This is a genomic window from Neorhizobium sp. LjRoot104, from assembly GCF_964253725.1.
In the GTDB taxonomy this organism is placed as follows: domain Bacteria; phylum Pseudomonadota; class Alphaproteobacteria; order Rhizobiales; family Rhizobiaceae; genus Neorhizobium.
Genome location: NZ_CAXURS020000001.1, coordinates 388,170 through 407,417 on the forward strand (window position 1 = coordinate 388,170; position 19,248 = coordinate 407,417).

Consider the following 19,248-nt stretch of genomic DNA (forward strand, 5'->3'; position numbering starts at 1 on the left):
AGCTTCAAAGACTTGCCTTTTTCAGCAAACTCCCCTTTTCTTCGCGGGCTGTTTCAGAACGGATCGGCCGGAGACTGTAGAGCATGGTATCGGAAGCACCGCCATTCTGGTGGACCAAAGCGGATTGGCGTGCCTGGGGCCTTGCCCCCGTTTCGTTTCTCTACGGCCGGATCGCCGGCCGCCGCATGGCGAAGGCCAGGCGAGCCAGCGTTCCTGTGCCGGTGATCTGCATCGGCAATTTCACCGTCGGCGGGGCCGGCAAGACGCCGACCGCCATAACACTCGCCCGCGCCGCCAAGGCGAAGGGCCTGAAGCCGGGTTTCCTGAGCCGCGGTTACGGCGGCTCGCTCGATGTCACGACCGTGGTCGATCCCGAACACCACCGGGCCGAGGCGGTGGGCGACGAGGCGCTGCTGCTCTGCCGCGAGACGCTGACCGTGATTTCCCGCACCCGCGTCGACGGCGCCCATAAACTGGTCGCGGAAGGCGCCGACCTGATCATCATGGACGACGGTTTCCAGAGCGCCCGACTGGCGCTCGATTTCGCGCTGGTCGTCATCGACACCGTGCGCGGTATCGGCAACGGCCATCTCGTGCCCGGCGGGCCGGTGAGGGCGCCGATCCCGGAACAGATGCGCCAGCTCTCGGCGATCTTGAAGGTCGGCAACGGCGAGGCGGCCGACCGGCTGGTTCGGCAGGCCGCGCGCGCCGGCAAGCAGATCTATGTTGCGGCGCTGAGGCCGCGCGAAAATCGCGAAATCGCCGGCAAGACGCTGTTCGCCTTCGCTGGCATTGCCGATCCGGAAAAATTCTATCGCACCGTCAGGGAGGTCGGCGGGTTGATCATGGAAAAGCGCGACTTTCCCGACCATCATTATTTCACCGAGGACGAGATATCGGATCTGCTCGACGATGCCGCCAGGGACAATCTGATGCTCGTCACCACCGCCAAGGATGCGGTGCGGCTGCAGGGACATCACGGGCGCATGGAGGAGCTGGCGAAAAAGGTGAATGTGGTCGAGGTCGATATGGCGTTCGACGATCCGCAGGCGCCGGGCAAGATCATCGACACGGCGATCGCCAATTTCCGGGAGCGGCGTATCAGGGAAGGAAACGCCGCGAAGGTCTAGCCACGGCTCTGGTTCGGCAACATGCCGGCGCGCTTGTCGGCTTCCAATGAGGAGGCGCAATCGACATAGGGCTCCTGCCGGGCGACGCTCCAGTAACGCAACTCGTCGATCGGAATCTGCGCGCCCGTCATGGCGCATATGACATAGGAGCCGGCCGTCAGGATCTGGTAATCGCCGTCGAGATACCGGATCTTCGCTTCGCGGAACCCGCTTCCCTCGAACCGGTTCATCTGTCGTCTCCTGCGGAAAAACATGGCGCTTGCTCTAACCCGATTATGCCTTGATTGCCAGCTTTTTCAGCTTCGGCCGAAGAGCCGCTCGATGTCGGAAAGCTTGAGTTCGATATAGGTCGGCCGGCCGTGGTTGCAGGTGCCGGAGCCGGGCGTGGCCTCCATTTCCCGCAGAAGCGCGTTCATCTCCTCCGGTCTAAGCCGTCGGCCGGAACGCACCGAGCCATGGCAGGCCATGGTGGCGGCGACATATTCCAGCTTGCCTCGCAGGCCGCCGGCGGTATTCCATTCGGCGATCTCGTCGGCCAGGTCGCGCACCATCGAGGTGGCATCGACTTCGCCGAGCATGGCAGGCGTCTCGCGCACGGCGACAGCGCCGGGGCCGAACCGTTCGATCGAAAGCCCCAGCCGGTCGAGTTCCTCCGCGTTCGCCATCAGCCGGTCGCAATCCTCTTCCGGCAGGTCGATGATCTCGGGGATCAAGAGGACCTGGCTTGCCAGCCGCTTGTTGTCGAGCGCCTTGCGCATCGCCTCGAACACCAGCCGTTCATGGGCGGCGTGCTGGTCGACGATGACCAGCCCGTCCTCGGTCTGCGCCACGATATAGTTCTCGTGAACCTGCGCGCGTGCTGCACCCAGGCGATAACGCGGTGCGTCTTCACCGGCTGTCCTTGGCGCGGGCTCCGCGATTGCCGTATCGGCACGCGCCGCCGGCATGGTCAGCACGTCGAAGCCGGATTGCACCTGTTCGGAAAAGTCGTTGGCGGGCTGCGGATAGAGCGGCCGGAAGGGCGAGGCGGCGGCTGCCCAAGGGGTGCGCGGGGCGGCATGAGCCGGCTGGAAGCCGGGGCGGAAGGCGCGCATCATGCCCGAGGTTCCGGTCGTCGCCGCACGGTCCCCCTCGCGGTGCAGCGCCTCGCGGATCGCCCCGACGATCAGGCCGCGCACCAGGCCGGGATCACGGAAGCGCACGTCGGACTTGGCCGGATGCACGTTGACGTCCACCAGCGCCGGATCGATCTTGATCGACAGGACCGCCACCGGATAGCGGCCGGAGGGCACGCTTTCCGCATAGGCGCCGCGCAGGGCCGACAGGATCAGCTTGTCCTGCACCGGCCGGCCGTTAACGAAGGCATATTGATGCGCCGAGTTGCCGCGATGGAAGGTCGGCACGCCGACAAAGCCGGAAAGCCCGACATCCTCCCGCATCGCGTCGATCTCGATCGCATTGTCGCGGAAATCGGCACCGAGGATCTGTGCCATGCGGGCAAGGTGATCGTCGCCGGTCGCCGGGAATTCCAGCGTCGTGCGGTCGGAGCCCGACAGCACGAAGCGGATATGCGGGAAGGCGATTGCCATGCGCTTGACCACTTCAGTGATCGCCCCGGCCTCGGCCTTTTCGGTCTTCAGAAACTTCAGCCGCGCCGGCGTCGCGAAGAAGATGTCGCGCACCTCGACGACGGTGCCGGTATTGGCAGGCGCCGGCTTCACCCCGGACATCTTGCCGCCGGTTACCGCCACCTGCGATCCTTCCGGATGACCGTTGCGGCGGCTGGTGATGGTGAGTTTCGCCACCGAACCGATCGAGGGGAGGGCCTCGCCGCGGAAGCCGAGCGTGCGGATGTCGTCCAGCGTCTCGGAGATCTTCGACGTGCAATGCCGCCGCACCGCAAGATCGAGATCGGCCGCATCCATGCCGGAACCGTTGTCGGTAATGCGGATCAGGCTCTTGCCACCGCCGGCGGTGGCGATCTCGATGCGGGTCGCGCCGGCATCGATGGCGTTTTCGATCAGTTCCTTCGCTGCGCTGGCGGGCCTTTCAATGACCTCGCCGGCAGCGATCTGGTTGATCAGGGTCTCGGGCAACTGTTTGACGGACATGCGCCATTTTCCCGGATTCGCGGCTGGAAGGAAAGCCCGGATCGGCACCTGGTCCTAAATCGATAAAAGACCCAGGGTTGATGCACGCCCGTTCATTAATCCGGCTTTAAGATAAAGGCGATAATTTGCTCCCTATTAAACTTGGATGAACCCGGGGGAGCGCCAGCTTCCCGCGAGTGATCGGGATGGCGGCCAGCTGGGCACCGTCATGCGAGCCTGATTACCCGTTGAGGACTTGGAGCCAGCATGTTCCCGCGCCGACAAGACGAAAACTAGAAGGAATAACGCCGAGAGGCGAATATCGGCATTACGGTCCGGCCTTTATCCGGTCCGAAAAAGCATACGGGGAGTCCCATCCTATGAATGATTTGGCGTCGGCGGACGCAAACATTCAAGCTGTCATGCTCGAAGTGATTTCCGAGGGCATTTCGGGCGGTGTATTTGTCTACGACAAGAATGACCTGATCGTCTTTGCGAGCCAGCAATTGCTGACCCTCCTGCCGGTCCCCAAGACCTTTCTGACCCCCGGTACACGCCTTCGGGACTTCCTCGGGGCAGTCTACGATGGCGGCGGACGGTTCTTGACCGACGCCTCCGGACCGCGTCGGATGCTGAGCCGTGAGGATTGGGTTGCCGAACAGATCGCCACTCTCTGGAAGGAGCGGGCCGAGTCGCAGGAACGCCGCGGCACCGACCGCTGGCTGAGCTTCACCAAGCGCCGCCTGTCGTCCGGTTACGGCGTCTGCGTCATCAGGGATATCTCGGATCACAAGAAACGCGAGGAGCAGTGGCGGGCTGACATGGAGCGGGTGCAGATCACCGAAGAGGTGCTCGACAACCTGCCGTTCCCGATTACCGTCAGGGACAGCAGCCTGACCTTCGTCGCCGTCAACAAGATGGCCGCGCGCTTCCTCGATCTGCCGCCCGAAGCGATTCTCGGTCACAAGGGTTCCGATGTTCATCCGCCGCAGGTGGAACAGCGCCTCGACCGCATCAACCGCGGGGTCCTCGATCTTGGCGAGCCACAGCAGATGTCCGAACTGGTGACGCGGCCGGACGGCTCGCAGGTCGTCATCATCGCCAACAAATATCGCATCGGAAAACCGGGCCGCTATTATCTGGTCACCGCCATGGAGGACATTACCGGCCTGGTCGCAACCGATGAAGACGGCGATGAGGTCAGGCCGCGCATGAGCCGGGGCGGTTTGGTCACCACTTCGCTGGCCCGGCAGGAGCGCGACGTACCGGGGAAGGCAGCGATTGCGCCCGATAGCATCAATCTTCCCAGCCGCAAGGTTCTTGTCGCCTCCTCGGATCCGCGGACGGGCGCCGAGGCACTGGAAATTCTCGTCGATCTGGGATTTGACGCCTCCTCCGTTTCAGACGGCGAGGAACTGGAGCTCTTCCTGCAGCTCGCGGAAGAAGCCGGTATCACAATCGATCTCGTCGTCGTCGATACGCTGGCCGACAAGCATTGCCTCGAAATCGTCCAGCGGCAGGGCATTGCTGCATTGGCGATCGATGGCTTCCGGGTGAAGCGGGAGCTCGCCGCCGGGGTCACGCGTCAGTTCAGCCAGCCCGTGACGACTGAAGTCGGGTCAAGAGAGGATTGGCACCCTGGCTCGCAAGCCGGCGAACACGCGGCCATCGACATCCTGGTCGCCGAAGACAACAGCGTGAACCAGATCGTTTTTTCGCAGATCCTCGAGGGGCTGGGTTATCGTTATGCCATCGCCGCCGATGGCGAAGAAGCGGTCCGTCTCTGGCAGGAGCGGTCGCCGCGGCTGATCCTGATGGACATCACCCTGCCGAAACTGAGTGGTTTCGAGGCAAGCGTCCGCATCCGGAACCTTGAGACGATTGAAAACTCCATTCCGATCATCGGCGTGCTTCCCCAGGCCTTCGACCACGACCGCGACCAATGTTTCGCCTCCGGCATGAACGAGGTGATCCTCAAGCCGATAAGTCCCGAGGCGCTGGAATCCGTCTTTCAGACGTTTCTCGGCATTTCCGCAAAGCAGTCTTATGCTTAACCGTTTAATCAAATTGTTCATGTAAGTTAAGCTAGGGCCATGATTTTTTAATCTTTTTCCCGCATCCTGCGCCGGTCTGTGAAGCGCAACGGGATTATTCATGAAGTCGGCGGGAAACCCATTGCCGCAGGTCAGCCAGAATGAACTGCAGGCGATGGCCTACAGTGACGCTCTGACGGGTCTTGGAAATCGATACCGCCTGCGTGACAAGGTGCGCCTGCTGGCCGCCGAGCGAGCCCAGGATCCTGCACCCTTTACCATCTGCATTGCCAATCTCGACGGTTTCAAGCCGATCAACGATCTGTTCGGCGCCGAGGCAGGCGACGAAATCCTCTGCCAGGTCGCCCATCGCCTGAAAGCCTGCATTCCGGACGGCGCGACGGTCACCCGCCATGACGGCGACGAATTTGCCTTCGTCCTGCCCCTGGTCTTCGAGCGCATCGGCGCCGAACGTATCGGCCAGATGATCAAGGACGTCCTGTCCGCCCCCTACGATCTCGGCGACCGCAACGTTCGCCTTTCGGCCTCCTTCGGCTTCGCGATCTATCCTTTCGCCGGCGAGGATTTCGAGGAATTGCTGAAAAGCGCCGAAACCGCGCTCTACCGCTCGAAACGCCGCGGCCGCGGACAGATCACCGTCTATTCCCGCGAGATCGCCCAGGAGATGAAGCGGGCGACACAGCTGGAACAGGCGCTTCGCAACGCCATCATCGCCGATGCCGTGGATGTCCACTTTCAGCCGATCGTGCGCATCAGCGATGGCGGAGTGGTCGGTTTCGAGGCGCTCGCGCGCTGGATCGACGCCGATCTCGGCTTCGTCTCGCCCGCGGTTTTTGTGCCCCTTGCCGAGGAGCGCGGTTTTATTGACGCGCTTTCTGAAACGTTACTGCACAAGGCTGCGGAGGCCGCACTCTCCTGGCCGCGCGAGCTTTTCCTCTCCTTTAACCTCTCCTCGGCGCAGCTGATGGACCCGGGCACGACCGAGACCATCCTCGCGACCCTGGCACGCGTCGGTCTCGATCCCCATCGGCTGGAGCTGGAAATTACCGAAACGGCGGTGATGACCTCGGCCGACACGGCGCAGCGCATCATTACCGATCTCCGTCAGCAGGGCGTGCGCATCTCGCTCGACGATTTCGGCACGGGCCAGTCTAGCCTGGGGCGCCTGCGCGACTTCACCTTCGACAAGGTGAAGATCGACCGTGCCTTCGTCTCGCGCATCACCACGGACCGGGCGTCGGAACACATTGTCAAAGCGATCATCGCCATGTGCGACGGCCTCAATCTGGCCGTGGTGGCGGAAGGCATCGAGGAAAAGGCCGACGCGGACAAGCTCGAAGAACTCGGCTGCGCGATGGGGCAGGGCTATTATTACGGCAAACCGGCTGACAGCGCTGTCACCATGCGTTATCTCCAGGAACACTACCGCGACTTCATGACCATTGAGCGGACTTGAAGCGATCCTCTCCTAGAGGGCGGGCTCGATCTCGTTGACCATCGCCCTGAATTCCCCGCCCGGCCGTTCCGGCATCGGATCGAATACCAGGTCCTCGGGCTTGCGCGTCAAACGTATCTGGTCGCCGACCTCCTCGACGAATGTATCGAAATGCGAGTAGTTGAGCTCCACGAGGTCGAGAACGGGTTCCTCGTTGAGCTCCAATGCCGCCTTGAAGCCTCGGATCGTTCCCGCTTCGGCAACGTAGTCCGACGCGCGGCGAAAGAGCTTCGGCATCAACACCAGCGTTTCCGTCAGGGATCCGATGTTCTCGATGGTGGATAGGGTGTTGGTGCGATCGACGGCGTATATCCCTCGGTTTGCCGTGCGGGCCTCCTGGACTGTCTGGGTCAGCGCCGTGCGCAACTCGCCAAAAAGCGTTTGGTAATAGGTTGGGAAAGCCAGTCCTTGCGACAGCATGAATCGGTTCAGGCTTGCGTCGAGCATGGCGGGCCGAAGGAATATGTCGGAGCCGCTGGGGCTGGAGGGCGCGCCGGGGAAGAGAAACGCGATGATGCGTCCGAACTTGTCGGTGGCGCGGGCAAGGATATGGCCCTCGACCCCATCCGTGGCCGAGAGCACGCTTGATTGATGGGTGTCCCAGACGACGTCGCTGATGCCGAGAAAGGCAAGCAGGGTGTTGCGGGCCTCATTCGCCAGCGCTAAAGGCTGGTGGCGGCCGCCATAATGGGTTTCCAGAGCATCGATCCCCTCGACGCGCACGCTCGTATGCCCGCGAGCGTTTACCTTGGCCGGCACGCCCTGGAGAAGCGCCAAGTCCGAAAGGTCATTCGGCGCAAATCGAACTGTGTCCCCGTCGGGAGAATAGTTCACGCAATGAAATTTACCGGCAATCACGAAGAATGGCATGTCGAACCCCTCGCTCGCGCAGGCGTGGATTATTAATTGCGATGCAACCGGATGTAAATACCTCGCGACGTTCGATCGCCCATTGCGACAGCGCGGAAGCGCGATGCCGTCAATATCCGAAGCAGCGCCTTCGGGATGGAGCGCTGGCCATTCTGCAATTGGGATGTATTGGTTATAGTCGCAAAAAAAGGGCGGCACCCGCGGTACCGCCCCATTGTGTGGTGGCGACGTGTCGCCCGTTCCGGACCCTTGACTGACCGAGCGCTCTTATTTGCTCGGGGCAGCCGGTGTCGTCGACGGGGTAGTGGCGCCGCCTGCAGGCATGGAAGTGCCGGTGGAGGACGTGGTCGTCCGGTCGGTTTCCGCCTGCTTGTCTGCCAGCGTCTTGAATTCCGGAGCGGCCTGAAGGGCTTCTGCCGTTTCCGTGGTGGTCAGACGGACTTCGTTGTTGTTTTCCGCATCACGCGTCATGGTGATCTTGTCCATCGGAAGGGCGACTTCTTTTTCGCCGATGCCGAGGAAGCCGCCGACACCGATCACGGCTGCGACGATGCCGCCGTCCTCTTCAAGAATGAGGTCGTTGACGTCGCCGATGCTCTTGTCTTCCGCGTTGTAGACCGACTTGCCGATATAGTCGTTGGCGCTGATCTGGTTTTCGGCCTGCTCCGTCAGATAGCTGCCGGAAGCGGCGGCCATGTCGGAACCGGTCTTCGGAGCCGGCGTCGCGGCGCTGTCAGCCGGTTTCGCAGCCGGAGCCATCGGAGCGGCGGGGGCTGCCGGAGCCGGGGAGGCCGGCGCCGCCGGCTGGGTCTGGGCCATTGCCGGCGCAATGGCGGTGGACGCCAAAAGAACAACGGCTGCCATCGTGCTAAGGGTCTTCTTCATAACGAACCTACCTTCCTCTGCTCAACGTTATCTGTGAACACGCGGCCGCCCTGTAATTGGGATCTCCGACCGCGCTGGTTCGAGAGGGAAATGTTATGAGGACCAATTGGTTCCGGGTTCGATTGCTGAAATTTTAGGCGTTTTAGCCGGAACTTTTTTGTGTTTTGTTAGTTTGGTGCGCCTTTTGCGTTTTTCATAGGCGATAGGCTGGCTCCGGGTCGCATTGGATGGAAACGGCGATTTCGAACAGCGAACCGGCGAGCGGATCGGCAGTGCGACCGGCTTCGTCCAGCCCCTCCCGGGCCGAAGTCACGGCCAGCCGGTCCTTGCCGATGAAGGCGGGGCAGGTGGTGCGTTTCGCAGGCAGCAGGTGGCGCGACAGATGCTGACCGTCAGCCGAATAATGGTCGATGGCACTCTCGCCCCAGCGGGCGTTCCAGATCGTTCCGTCGCTGGCGCAGATCGACCCGTCGATGCCGCCCGGCCTGCCGTTCTCGTCGACCAGGATCTCCGCCTCTCCGTTCGGCAAGCCTGTCGCCGGGTCGAGGGATATGCGCATCAGCCGGTTGATGCGGGTGTCAGTATAGTAGCCGATCGCACCGTCGGGCGAGAAGCAGATCGAATTGGGAATGCTGATGCGGTCGAACAGCTTCGTCACCTCGCCCTCTCGGACGTGATAGATGGCGCCGGCGCCGTCCTCGGCCTTCCGCCCCATCGTTCCGATCCAGAGGCTGCCGGACGGATGTACCCTTCCGTCGTTCGAACGGTTGCCCGGCTTTTCCGGCTCCAGTTCGCGATAAGGGGATAGCGCGCCGGTCGCGCGGTCCCGGATGAAGATACCCTTGTCGCTCGCGATTAGCTGTCGGGCGGCATCGATCGAGGCAAGCGCACTGCCCATCACCGGCAAGGCATGAACGATCTCCCGCCCGGTCGGCAGATGCAATTCGTGCAATCCTTTGCCGAGAATGTCGAACCACCAGAGCGTTTCCGTCTCCTGTTCGAAGGAGGGGCCTTCTCCGAGTTCGCAGAGGGAGGAAGAAAGGATACGGCCTTCGAAAGCGTGTGTGGTCGCCACTTGAAATCTCCAATTGCATACCGAGGTGATCGATTAGTATCATCGACGGGAGAGAGTCGGCAAACTCCGGCATAGGTGATTTGATCCCCAACAATTATCTCCTGACAAACGGCTGGAGGCATGCAAAGGTTTGCAAATCCGAGTGAATGTCATCATTGTGCGAAGTTGATAATTGGCGTCATCATTTACTCGGAATTGATAATAGTCATAAATTTAGCATCTAATTGAAATCTGAAATAGCAGCCTCCACCACGCAGGCGCGTTCGGCGGGAATTATCCGGGAGATCCGGAGATTTTTTCCGTTCCATGCGTGGGAGGGCGACGCGAATATAAAGGACCGGATTGGGCGGATATATGGGAAATACCAGGAATCGCTCGACGCGACCGGGCGGGCAGAGAAGCAGATGATGGCCAATACCGAGAAAGCAGAAGAACCTCGTGTCTTTGGCGGCAGTGTCGCAGAAATTGCCGATCTCAAGACCCAGTTCGACGTGTTCCGGCTCATGAAGCGGATAGCGGAACACTACGGCTGCCGCGCCTTCATGGTCCTCAACCTGCCTCACGCCACGTCGCTCGAATTGTCGGGCAACACGGTAATCACCAACTGGCCTGCGGAATTGATGTCTCTTTTCGACCGCGAGGGCATGATGCAGACCAGCCCCGTACTTCGACGGCTGCGCGTCTCGACGATCCCGTTCACCTTCGATCTCGACACCGTGCCGCCCGAGCGGCAAGGACCGGCGGTGCGGGGCATGTTCGGAAAGTTCGGTCTCGTCCGTGGCGCTTATTTTCCGGTTCATGACATGTCCGGCAGCCGCGGTGCCGTTTCTTTCGGAGGCGATGGTCCGCTGTTCAGCCACCAGCAGATGATGGAGTTGATGTACATCTCCATCCACGTCTTCGATCGCCTGGCGGAAATCCGCAACCTTGATGTGCGCACCACAGACATGTTGACCGAGCGCGAAATCGACTGTCTCAACTGGACGGCCGCCGGCAAGACCAGCGCGGAGATCGCGGAAATCCTCGGCCTCTCCGAACATACGGTCAACCATTACCTGAATCGTGCCGCCAAGAAGCTGGATACCGTCAACCGCACGCAGGCGGTCGCCAAGGCGCTCAGGATAGGTTTGATCAAGTAACTGAATCGAGTGCTGCGCTGCACAAAATTTCATCGCTGCTCAAGCATTGGCCGGCGCAAAATATGCCTTCTGTCAGGCGATGCTGCGCCGCAGCAGGGCCTTCGGCCGGAAGTAATTGAAAAGGCTCATCAATAGGAAGTATCTTCCCGTCTGGCATGTTTCGTGCTTCTCTAGGGGCAGGTCCAGAGGGGACTGCAAGCGCCCCAAGAGGCGTAACAAGAAAAGCTGCCGTTCGATCAGTGCGCCACATGGCTGCCGATCGAACGGCGGTTTATCTCGCTTGCCCCCGGCAATGCCGAACTCCTATATATCTGCGAACGCGGCCTCCCGTCTCGAGGGATCGGTATCGCATCAGGCATTTGGGAGTTTTGAAATCATGGCCGACGTGACCAAAGAGGAAGTTCTGGCGGTTCTGGCGAAGGTGCGCGGGCCGGACCTCGAAGGCGATATCGTCTCGCGCGGCATGGTCTCGGACGTCTTCATCTCCGACAACAAGGTCTATTTCTCGATTACGGTCCCGGCCGCGCGGGCGAACGAATTGGAGCCCCTGCGGGTGGCTGCGGAACGCACGGTCAAGGCAATGCCAGGCGTCAAGGGTGCGCTGGTGACGCTGACGGCGGACCGCAAGGCTGGCTCCGCTCCGCCGCCCGCCGCTCCGGCTGCCCATTCGCATTCGCACGGGCACGCCCATAACCATCCGCCCCATAGCCATCCGCCCCAGGGCCAGCACCCGGCCCAGCCGCAGCAGCGGGAGAAGCCCGGTGTCCCGGGTGTCGGCGCCATCATCGCGGTGGCATCCGGCAAGGGCGGCGTCGGCAAGTCGACGACGGCGGTCAATCTCGCCCTCGGGCTTCAGGCGAACGGCCTGCGGGTCGGCATCCTCGATGCCGACATCTACGGTCCTTCCGTGCCTCGCCTCCTGAAGATCAGCGGCCGCCCGCAGCAGATCGAAAACCGCATCATCAAGCCGATGGAGAATTACGGCCTGAAGGCCATGTCGATGGGCTTCCTCGTCGATGAGGAGACGGCGATGATCTGGCGCGGGCCGATGGTCCAGTCGGCGCTGCTGCAGATGCTGCGGGAAGTCGCCTGGGGTGACCTCGACGTGCTCGTCGTCGATATGCCGCCGGGCACCGGCGACGTGCAGCTCACCATGGCGCAGCAGGTGCCGCTTGCCGGCGCGGTCATCGTTTCGACGCCGCAGGATCTGGCGCTTCTCGATGCCCGCAAGGGGATCGCTATGTTCCGCAAGGTCGAAGTCCCATTGCTCGGCATCGTCGAGAACATGAGCTATTTCCTCGCCCCCGATACCGGCAAGCGTTACGACATCTTCGGCCACGGCGGCGCCAGAAGCGAGGCGGATCGGATCGGCGTGCCGTTCCTCGGCGAGGTTCCGCTGACGATCGACATCCGCGAACGCTCCGATGCCGGCACCCCGGTCGTCGCCTCCGACCCGGAAGGAGCCTCGGCGAAGATCTACCGGGAGATCGCCGCCAGGGTCTGGGCCGAACTCGGCGGCCTTACCCCGCGACAGGCGCCGGCAATCGTTTTCGAATAAAAATTCGAATAAATATGCCCCGGCGTTTTGGAATACCTCCCTGCCGCGGATAAGGAGGCACTTTCGCCGCCGTCTCCCGCCAAGGCTTTGATGCGGGTAGCGAATCGTCTTGTTGCCGAAGGCCCCTTGAACATATTCGGCGCCGGAGTCATGTTGCGGCGCCCACTGCGAGATTTATACGCCTCTTGATTTTGACTATGGCTGTCTCTATAGGCCCGTCCCGCCGGGGGCCGGCTGGCGGCCCCGGAGCCAGGATCGGCAAACCCGCATCTCGTTCAAGGCCGACGAACTTCGGCCGGAGACCACGATTGATCAATGCCTATAGCGCCACTGGCTCAATGAAGACGCTTGCGCCGGCCGAGGCGCTGCGTCAGCTTCCGGACGACATCGTCTGGATCGATCTGATCGAGCCGACTCCGCAGGAGGATGCCTATGTCGAGGGTCTCGTCGGAATTCAGGTTCCGACCCGCGACGATCTGAAGGACATCGAACCTTCCAGCCGTCTCTACGTGGAGAAGGACTCAGTGTTCATGACCGCGTCGCTCGTCTGGCGCGCCGATGGCAAGGATCCCCAACTCACCGACGTCGCCTTCATCCTGTCCGGCAGCCGGCTGATCACCGTGCGCTACGCCGAGCCGAAGAGCTTCCAGCTGTTCATCGCCAGCTTGCACCGTCTGCCGGAGCCGGGGCGAGATGGCGCCACTTTGCTGGCAAGACTTCTGGAAACCATCGCCGATCGCACAGCCGAAATTCTTGAGCAGACGGTCGATCACGTCGATGCGCTGTCGACCGAAATCTTCCGCGACCGCGGCAAGCGCCGCCCGCCGCAGTTCCTGGAACGCAAGCTGGCCGATATCGCCGAATACCACCGGCTGATCAGCAAGGTGCGCGATAGCCTGGGTTCGCTCGCCCGGCTGTTAACCTTTCTGATGAACGTGCCACAGATCAGCCAGGACAAGAGCGACGACAACCTCTGCCGCACCGTTGCGCGGGATGTCGAATCGCTTTCGGAACATGCCTCTTACATTGCCGGCAATATCGCCTTTCTGCTGGATGCCTCGCTCGGACTGATCAATGTCGAGCAGAATTCGATCATCAAGATATTCTCCATCGCGTCGGTCGTGTTCCTGCCTCCGACACTCGTTGCCTCGATCTATGGCATGAACTTTCAGTTCATGCCGGAACTCGAGTGGCATATCGGATATCCTCTCGCGATCCTCGCGATGCTGCTGTCCGCCATCATCCCCTTTTTCTTCTTTCGCTGGAAAGGCTGGCTTTAAGCCGGACATCCCCCAATGGGTCACCCCGCTGAACATCACGACGCCGAGAAAACGAAGGTCCAGGGCCTTTTTGCGCTTGCACTCGGCTCCGTCGGCGTCGTCTACGGCGACATCGGCACGAGCCCGCTCTATGCTTTCCGCGAGGCTCTGAAGCCGATCGCCCACGACGGCGTCACGGAACTGGAGATCATCGGTCTCATTTCGCTGATGATCTGGACGCTGACGATCATCGTTACGTTCAAATACGTGCTTTTCCTGCTGCGCGCCGACAACGACGGCGAAGGCGGCACGCTCTCGCTCCTTGCGCTTCTGACCAAGTCCGCCAACGGTCACCGGGCAATGCTGATGCTGCTCGGCCTCATCGGCGCCGCACTTTTCCTCGGCGATGCGATGATCACCCCGGCGCTCTCGGTCCTGTCCGCGGTCGAAGGCCTGAAGCTGGTCGCGCCGTCGTTGAGCAGTGCTGTATTACCGATCTCGGTCGGCATCCTGATTGGCCTTTTCGCCATCCAGTCGAAGGGAACGGGCCTGGTATCGCGCTTCTTCGGGCCGATCACCGCCGTCTGGTTCCTCGTCATTGGTGCCGGCGGCATCGCCCATATCTCGGACGATTACAGCATTCTGGCGGCCTTCAATCCGTTCTATGCTGTCGAATTCATGTTGAACGAGAGCTTCGTCGGCATCGTGGTGCTCGGCGCCGTTTTCCTGACGGTCACTGGTGCCGAAGCGCTTTATGCGGACCTTGGCCATTTCGGCCGCCGACCGATCCAGTGGGCCTGGTTCACGCTCGTCTTCCCGGCGCTGACGCTGAACTATCTGGGGCAGGGCGCTCTGGTGCTGAAGCATCCGGAAGCGATGTCCGATCCGTTCTACCTGATGTTCCCGCAATGGGCGCTGCTGCCGGTGGTTATCCTCGCGACCGCCGCCACCATCATCGCCAGCCAGGCGGTGATCACCGGCGCTTTCTCGCTGGTCCGCCAGGGCATCCATCTCGGTTACCTGCCGCGCATGCAGATCCAGTTCACCTCGGAGACCAATACGGGGCAGATCTTCCTGCCGTCGGTCAACACCCTGCTTCTGGTCGGCGTCATCGCTCTGGTCCTGGGTTTTGAAAGCTCGGATTCGCTCGCCACCGCCTATGGTATCTCGGTGACCGGCGCCATGGTCGTCACCACGTTGATGGCGTTCGAATTCGTGCGGGTGAAATGGAAGTGGCCGCAGGCCTTCGCAATTGCCGTTCTCGCACCCCTGCTTGCCCTGGAGCTGGTCTTCCTCGGCGCCAACCTCTTGAAGGTCCACGACGGCGGCTGGGTTCCGGTCACGATGGCGATCATCTTCACCATCGTCATGTGGACCTGGAAGCGCGGCACCGCGATCCTGTTCGAAAAGACCCGCCGCATCGACGTGCCGCTCGAGACCTTCATTCCGATGGTCGAGAAGAAGAGCGATCATGCGCCGGTCTCCGTGCCGGGCGTCGCGATCTTCCTGACCAGCGATCCGGAAACCGCGCCTGCCGCGCTGCTGCACAACATCAAGCATAACCATGTCCTGCACGAAAAGAACGTCGTGCTGACCATCATCACGGTCAACAAGCCGCGCGTGTCGCTCGAGGAACGGTTCAAGATCGAGAAGGTCTCGGAGCGTTTCACGCTGATCGAACTGCGCTTCGGCTTCATGCAGTCGCACAATGTCTCGCAGGCGCTCGCCTATCTGCGCAAGACCGGCTTCAAGTTCGACATCATGTCGACCTCTTTCTATCTCGGCCGCCGCAAGCTGGTCCCGGATGCCGCCTCCGGCATGCCCATGTGGCAGGACCGGCTGTTCATCGCGATGGCAAACGCCGCGACCGACCCGTCCGACTACTTCCACCTGCCGGCCAATCGTGTCGTCGAACTCGGCTCGCATGTCATCATCTGAGGCGTGCTAATGGTGCGCCCTCGCTGACATTGATGTGAATGTGCTAATTCAGGCCGGCTGCCGGGCGTTTCGGCAGCCGACGTTAACCGCTCATCAAGGTTAATGATTGATCTTCATCGGGTTCCTGTTGCCCTGTGGAGTTTAAGGTTTTGCGTTCGAAGAGTGTTTTGCGTCGCAAGTCTTCGTCCGGACTGAATGCATGGACTTCCCCGGCCGTCTTCGGCCTTGCCTGCTGGCTGGTCTTCCCCTCCGCTCCCGCCCATGGCGATCTCGCCGATCTGCTGGCCGGCTTCGACGGCACCGACCAATGGCGGATGGTGCTGACCGATTCGCCGGCCGGCTCGATCCACCAGGCCTCGCTCGCATTTCCCGGCGTCAAGAGCGCGGTTTCCGGCAATGCCGGTCTCGAACTTCCCGACGGCCGCAAGATCGCACTTGTCGACGAGAAGAAATCCTCCGATCCGCGCCCCGATGAAGACCGCGTCAACCGCGCCGCCAAGAAGGGCCGCATCGTCACGGTCGAGCCCATGCTGCCGCCGAAGGCGTTTTCAGCCGGTTCCGTGCTGCAGCGTTCGAGCGCGCTCACCTCGCCCATCGAGGAGAAGGATGCGATGACGGCCTTCTTGAAGGCCGGCAAGAATGACGCCCCGGTAGAACTGGCGTCGTTCTATTTCCGCAAGGACGAGCCGAGGCGGGCGGAGGAAGAACTCATGCCGATGATCGCCAGCCTCATCAACAATCCGAATGCCGATGTGCTGGCCGCGGCCTATGCGCCCCCGGAACCCGATTTCGCCAAGCAGTCGCCGTTCGACGCCATTCTGACTGAAAAGAAGAAGCCCGGTCGGTTCATCCCGCCGATCAGTGCCGACGACCATGCCTGGGCCGCGACCCCGCTGCCGCCCGATTCCTTCTCGGCCAAGCAGCAGCAATGCCTCTCATCCGGCATCTATTTCGAGTCGCGCGGCGAATCCGCCCGTGGCCAGGCAGCCGTCGCTCAGGTCATCCTCAACCGGGTGCGCAATCCGGCCTACCCGAAGACGATCTGCGACGTCGTCTACCAGAACGAGGATTGGCGCAATCGCTGCCAGTTCTCGTTTGCCTGCGACAATATCAAGGACCGCATCCGCTCCGAATACCATTGGCAGATGGCCCGCGAAGTGGCGATGGCGGTGACCGCCGGCAAGATCTGGCTCCCGGAAGTCGGTTCCTCCACGCATTATCATGCCGTCTATGTTCGTCCCGACTGGGCGCGCACGATGAAGAAGGTCGGCCGTATCGGCCTGCACGTCTTCTACCGCACCTATGGCGGCGGCTGGAGCTGAGCCGGTCCTTGCCGCCGAAACAGGTGGCGATTCCCGCGACAGTTTTACCCGGATCCGGTTGTGCTGCGCATAACCAATTGAATTTCCTTGGTTAATTTACCTGAATTGAAGAACCTTGGACGCCTTGACTATGGGGGCGGGCAAAACTATGTTGCGCGCGACTTGAAAACGGGCCGGACGGCGCGAAATCCCCCGCTAACTGCAGTTTTCTGCGGTTGGAAAGCATAAAACCGGTTGTGCCGGGAGCAGAAATAGGGGAGGACGCACATGACGGATCACCGCGACGATGGTCTGGAAGAGCGCCGGCGGCGTCTTTCCGCAAAACTTGCGGAAAAGAAGGCTGACGACGACGCAGAGGCGAGGCGGGACGCGCAATCTGAAGAAAGCCGAAAGGGCATGGCCCTCGGCTTCAAGATTTCCTCCGAGTTCATCTCCGCGATCGCAGTGGGTGCGATTCTGGGCTATGCGCTCGATTATTATGTCGGCACGTCGCCGTGGGGGATGATCGTTCTTCTCCTCCTCGGCTTCTGTGCCGGTGTCTTGAACGTGCTTCGCTCGGTGGGAAAGGTGGCTCAGCCGCCTGTCCTGCAGAAGCGAAGCGACGGGGACGGAAAGGAAGGCGGCCTTTAAGAAGGTCGCTTCCGGCGAAGTTGAAGGGAGCCGCTCAAGGCGGCGAATGAAAGAGGTAGACGGTGGCAAACGATCCGATCCATCAGTTCCAGATCAACAAGATCGTTCCGATCGAGATCGGCGGCATCGACTTCTCCTTTACCAATGCATCCCTGTTCATGGTTGCGACCGTGGCTTCCGCCGCAGGTTTCCTCTATTTCTCGACCTCGCAGCGCTCGGTCGTCCCGGGCCGCGCGCAGTCGGTTGCGGAAATGTCCTATGAATTCATTGCCAACATGCTGCGCGAAGGCGCCGGCAGCCATGGCATGAAGTTCTTCCCGCTGGTCTTTTCGCTCTTCATGTTCGTGCTGACCGCAAACCTGCTCGGCATGTTCCCCTATTTCTTCACCGTCACCAGCCAGATCATCGTCACATTTGCGCTGGCGATCCTCGTGGTCGGCACGGTGATCTTCTACGGTTTCTACAAGCACGGCCTGCATTTCCTCAAGCTCTTCGTGCCGAGCGGCGTCCCGGGGGCACTTCTGCCGCTGGTGGTGGCGATCGAAGTGATTTCGTTCCTCTCGCGTCCGATCTCGCTTTCCGTTCGTCTGTTCGCCAACATGCTGGCCGGCCATATCACCCTGAAAGTGTTCGCGGGCTTCGTCGGCTCGCTCGGAGCGCTTGGCGCACTCGGCATCGGTGGTGCCATCCTGCCCCTCATCATGACCGTCGCCCTGACCGGTCTCGAATTCCTCGTCGCCTTCCTCCAGGCCTACGTCTTTGCGGTGCTGACTTGCATGTACCTCAACGACGCGGTCCATCCCGGCGGGCACTAAGGATAAAGACATTGGCGTCATAGGCGTCAGTCTACAGCCGCAACAACCATTTCGAAGGAGTTTCTCATGGAAGCGGAAGCAGCAAAGTTCATCGGTGCAGGCCTGGCTTGCTTTGGTATGGCCGGTACGGCTCTTGGCCTCGGCAACATCTTCGGCAGCTACTTGTCGGGCGCACTGCGCAACCCGTCTGCCGCTGACAGCCAGTTCGGCCGTCTGGTATTCGGCTTCGCCGTTACGGAAGCTCTGGGCATCTTCTCGCTGCTCGTCGCTCTCCTTCTCCTGTTCGTGGTCTGATATCAGACCAGGAATTCGATCGCGGCCGCCTGAACAGGGCGGCCGTGGTCTTTCGCATTTGGAATTCACCTGGAGGTGATGATGTTCGTGACCTCGGCATATGCGCAGACCGCGCCGGCCGCTCCAAATACGCCTGCCGCGCCCGCTGGCGAGGTGCATACCGAAACCGGCGTTGCCCACGGCGGCGAACACAAGGGTGCGTTCCCGCCCCTGGATTCCACCCATTTCGCTTCGCAGCTTCTGTGGCTGGTCATCAGCTTCGGCCTCTTCTATCTGCTGATGAAGAAGGTCATCGTTCCGCGCGTCGGTGGCATTCTCGAACACCGCCACGACCGGATCGCCCAGGACCTCGACGAAGCCGCTCGCCTGAAGGCGGAAGCGGACGCTGCCGTCGAGACCTATGAAAGGGAACTGGCAGCTGCCCGTTCCAAGGGCCACAAGATCGCCGAAACCGCTCGCGAGGCCGCCAAGACCAAAGCTGCCGCCGATCGCACCGCGATCGAGGCCGAACTTACCGAGAAGCTGGCCGCTGCCGAGATCCGCATCGGCGAAATCAAGGCAAAAGCCTTCGCAGAAGTCGGCCAGATCGCCGAAGAGACCGCCACCGCCATCGTCGATCAGCTGATCGGCGCCAAGGCAAGCGGTGACGACATCAAGGCTGCAGTTGCAGCCGCGAAGACGGAGGCCTGATCCA

17 protein-coding genes are annotated in these 19,248 nt (G+C 61.4%); 12 read left to right on the top strand and 5 right to left on the bottom strand.

The features are described 5' to 3' along the window. The first annotated feature begins 83 nt into the window (after positions 1-83). Positions 84-1,130, top strand: a complete 1,047-nt coding sequence (lpxK, locus tag ACSQ8R_RS01865; RefSeq protein WP_436251818.1) for a tetraacyldisaccharide 4'-kinase — start codon at positions 84-86, stop codon at positions 1,128-1,130. On the opposite strand, the gene ACSQ8R_RS01870 is transcribed toward lpxK, so the two are convergent. Both ACSQ8R_RS01870 and mutL read right to left on the bottom strand, forming a co-directional pair. Further along, on the bottom strand, positions 1,127-1,360 hold the full coding sequence (locus tag ACSQ8R_RS01870; protein WP_038540327.1) for a DUF2093 domain-containing protein: 234 nt from the start codon (positions 1,358-1,360) through the stop codon (positions 1,127-1,129). The genes lpxK and ACSQ8R_RS01870 overlap by 4 nt on opposite strands. Before the next feature lie 66 nt (positions 1,361-1,426). Beyond that, positions 1,427-3,241 carry a DNA mismatch repair endonuclease MutL gene (mutL, locus tag ACSQ8R_RS01875; RefSeq protein WP_436251819.1) on the bottom strand — a complete coding sequence of 605 codons (1,815 nt, stop codon included), beginning with the start codon at positions 3,239-3,241 and terminating at the stop codon, positions 1,427-1,429. A 359-nt stretch (positions 3,242-3,600) separates the two neighbouring features. Between mutL and ACSQ8R_RS01880 the strand changes: the two genes are divergently transcribed. Together ACSQ8R_RS01880 and ACSQ8R_RS01885 are read left to right on the top strand one after the other, a co-directional pair. After that, positions 3,601-5,274 carry a response regulator gene (locus ACSQ8R_RS01880; RefSeq protein ID WP_436251820.1) on the top strand — a complete coding sequence of 558 codons (1,674 nt, stop codon included), beginning with the start codon at positions 3,601-3,603 and terminating at the stop codon, positions 5,272-5,274. A gap of 100 nt (positions 5,275-5,374) precedes the next feature. Then, positions 5,375-6,730: a putative bifunctional diguanylate cyclase/phosphodiesterase gene (locus tag ACSQ8R_RS01885; RefSeq protein WP_436251821.1), complete on the top strand. Its 1,356-nt coding sequence runs from the start codon at positions 5,375-5,377 to the stop codon at positions 6,728-6,730. A 12-nt stretch (positions 6,731-6,742) separates the two neighbouring features. On the opposite strand, the gene ACSQ8R_RS01890 is transcribed toward ACSQ8R_RS01885, so the two are convergent. From ACSQ8R_RS01890 to ACSQ8R_RS01900, 3 genes are all read right to left on the bottom strand, one after another. After that, positions 6,743-7,639 carry a thermonuclease family protein gene (locus ACSQ8R_RS01890; RefSeq protein ID WP_436251822.1) on the bottom strand — a complete coding sequence of 299 codons (897 nt, stop codon included), beginning with the start codon at positions 7,637-7,639 and terminating at the stop codon, positions 6,743-6,745. Between the two features lie 267 nt (positions 7,640-7,906). After that, positions 7,907-8,524, bottom strand: a complete 618-nt coding sequence (locus ACSQ8R_RS01895; RefSeq protein ID WP_436251823.1) for a PRC-barrel domain-containing protein — start codon at positions 8,522-8,524, stop codon at positions 7,907-7,909. 193 nt (positions 8,525-8,717) lie between these two features. Further along, the gene (locus ACSQ8R_RS01900; protein WP_436251824.1) at positions 8,718-9,599 is read right to left on the bottom strand and encodes an SMP-30/gluconolactonase/LRE family protein; all 882 of its coding nucleotides are present in this window, start codon (positions 9,597-9,599) and stop codon (positions 8,718-8,720) included. A gap of 407 nt (positions 9,600-10,006) precedes the next feature. Between ACSQ8R_RS01900 and ACSQ8R_RS01905 the strand changes: the two genes are divergently transcribed. The 9 genes from ACSQ8R_RS01905 to ACSQ8R_RS01945 all read left to right on the top strand — a co-directional run bounded on the left by ACSQ8R_RS01905 (position 10,007) and on the right by ACSQ8R_RS01945 (position 19,244). Next, positions 10,007-10,738 carry a LuxR family transcriptional regulator gene (locus ACSQ8R_RS01905; RefSeq protein ID WP_436255344.1) on the top strand — a complete coding sequence of 244 codons (732 nt, stop codon included), beginning with the start codon at positions 10,007-10,009 and terminating at the stop codon, positions 10,736-10,738. A 376-nt stretch (positions 10,739-11,114) separates the two neighbouring features. Then, positions 11,115-12,296: an iron-sulfur cluster carrier protein ApbC gene (gene apbC / locus ACSQ8R_RS01910; RefSeq protein WP_436251825.1), complete on the top strand. Its 1,182-nt coding sequence runs from the start codon at positions 11,115-11,117 to the stop codon at positions 12,294-12,296. Positions 12,297-12,604: 308 nt separating this feature from the next. Beyond that, entirely contained in the window at positions 12,605-13,576 is a 972-nt protein-coding gene (locus ACSQ8R_RS01915; protein WP_436251826.1) for a magnesium transporter CorA family protein, read from the top strand. A 15-nt stretch (positions 13,577-13,591) separates the two neighbouring features. After that, a complete protein-coding gene (locus ACSQ8R_RS01920) occupies positions 13,592-15,493 on the top strand; it encodes a potassium transporter Kup (protein WP_436251827.1) in 1,902 nt (633 codons plus the stop codon). A 167-nt stretch (positions 15,494-15,660) separates the two neighbouring features. Beyond that, complete coding sequence (locus tag ACSQ8R_RS01925) at positions 15,661-16,815, top strand: cell wall hydrolase (RefSeq protein WP_436251828.1); 1,155 nt, start codon at positions 15,661-15,663, stop codon at positions 16,813-16,815. 267 nt (positions 16,816-17,082) lie between these two features. Further along, positions 17,083-17,445 carry an AtpZ/AtpI family protein gene (locus ACSQ8R_RS01930; RefSeq protein WP_436251829.1) on the top strand — a complete coding sequence of 121 codons (363 nt, stop codon included), beginning with the start codon at positions 17,083-17,085 and terminating at the stop codon, positions 17,443-17,445. A 62-nt stretch (positions 17,446-17,507) separates the two neighbouring features. Beyond that, positions 17,508-18,260, top strand: a complete 753-nt coding sequence (locus tag ACSQ8R_RS01935; RefSeq protein ID WP_436251830.1) for a F0F1 ATP synthase subunit A — start codon at positions 17,508-17,510, stop codon at positions 18,258-18,260. A gap of 66 nt (positions 18,261-18,326) precedes the next feature. Beyond that, positions 18,327-18,554, top strand: a complete 228-nt coding sequence (locus tag ACSQ8R_RS01940) for a F0F1 ATP synthase subunit C (protein WP_037087706.1) — start codon at positions 18,327-18,329, stop codon at positions 18,552-18,554. A gap of 81 nt (positions 18,555-18,635) precedes the next feature. After that, positions 18,636-19,244: a F0F1 ATP synthase subunit B gene (locus ACSQ8R_RS01945; RefSeq protein WP_436255345.1), complete on the top strand. Its 609-nt coding sequence runs from the start codon at positions 18,636-18,638 to the stop codon at positions 19,242-19,244. The last annotated feature ends 4 nt before the right edge of the window (positions 19,245-19,248 follow it).

Excerpts from the sequence above, each read along its gene's own strand:
- ACSQ8R_RS01890 (WP_436251822.1), bottom strand. The coding sequence starts at position 7,639 with ATGCCATTCTTCGTGATTGCCGGTAAATTTCATTGCGTGAACTATTCT.
- mutL (WP_436251819.1), bottom strand. The coding sequence starts at position 3,241 with ATGTCCGTCAAACAGTTGCCCGAGACCCTGATCAACCAGATCGCTGCC.
- ACSQ8R_RS01940 (WP_037087706.1), top strand. The coding sequence starts at position 18,327 with ATGGAAGCGGAAGCAGCAAAGTTCATCGGTGCAGGCCTGGCTTGCTTT.
- ACSQ8R_RS01945 (WP_436255345.1), top strand. The coding sequence starts at position 18,636 with ATGTTCGTGACCTCGGCATATGCGCAGACCGCGCCGGCCGCTCCAAAT.
- ACSQ8R_RS01930 (WP_436251829.1), top strand. The coding sequence starts at position 17,083 with ATGACGGATCACCGCGACGATGGTCTGGAAGAGCGCCGGCGGCGTCTT.
- ACSQ8R_RS01905 (WP_436255344.1), top strand. The coding sequence starts at position 10,007 with ATGGCCAATACCGAGAAAGCAGAAGAACCTCGTGTCTTTGGCGGCAGT.
- apbC (WP_436251825.1), top strand. The coding sequence starts at position 11,115 with ATGGCCGACGTGACCAAAGAGGAAGTTCTGGCGGTTCTGGCGAAGGTG.
- ACSQ8R_RS01870 (WP_038540327.1), bottom strand. The coding sequence starts at position 1,360 with ATGAACCGGTTCGAGGGAAGCGGGTTCCGCGAAGCGAAGATCCGGTAT.
- ACSQ8R_RS01885 (WP_436251821.1), top strand. The coding sequence starts at position 5,375 with ATGAAGTCGGCGGGAAACCCATTGCCGCAGGTCAGCCAGAATGAACTG.
- ACSQ8R_RS01920 (WP_436251827.1), top strand. The coding sequence starts at position 13,592 with ATGGGTCACCCCGCTGAACATCACGACGCCGAGAAAACGAAGGTCCAG.
- ACSQ8R_RS01895 (WP_436251823.1), bottom strand. The coding sequence starts at position 8,524 with ATGAAGAAGACCCTTAGCACGATGGCAGCCGTTGTTCTTTTGGCGTCC.
- lpxK (WP_436251818.1), top strand. The coding sequence starts at position 84 with ATGGTATCGGAAGCACCGCCATTCTGGTGGACCAAAGCGGATTGGCGT.
- ACSQ8R_RS01880 (WP_436251820.1), top strand. The coding sequence starts at position 3,601 with ATGAATGATTTGGCGTCGGCGGACGCAAACATTCAAGCTGTCATGCTC.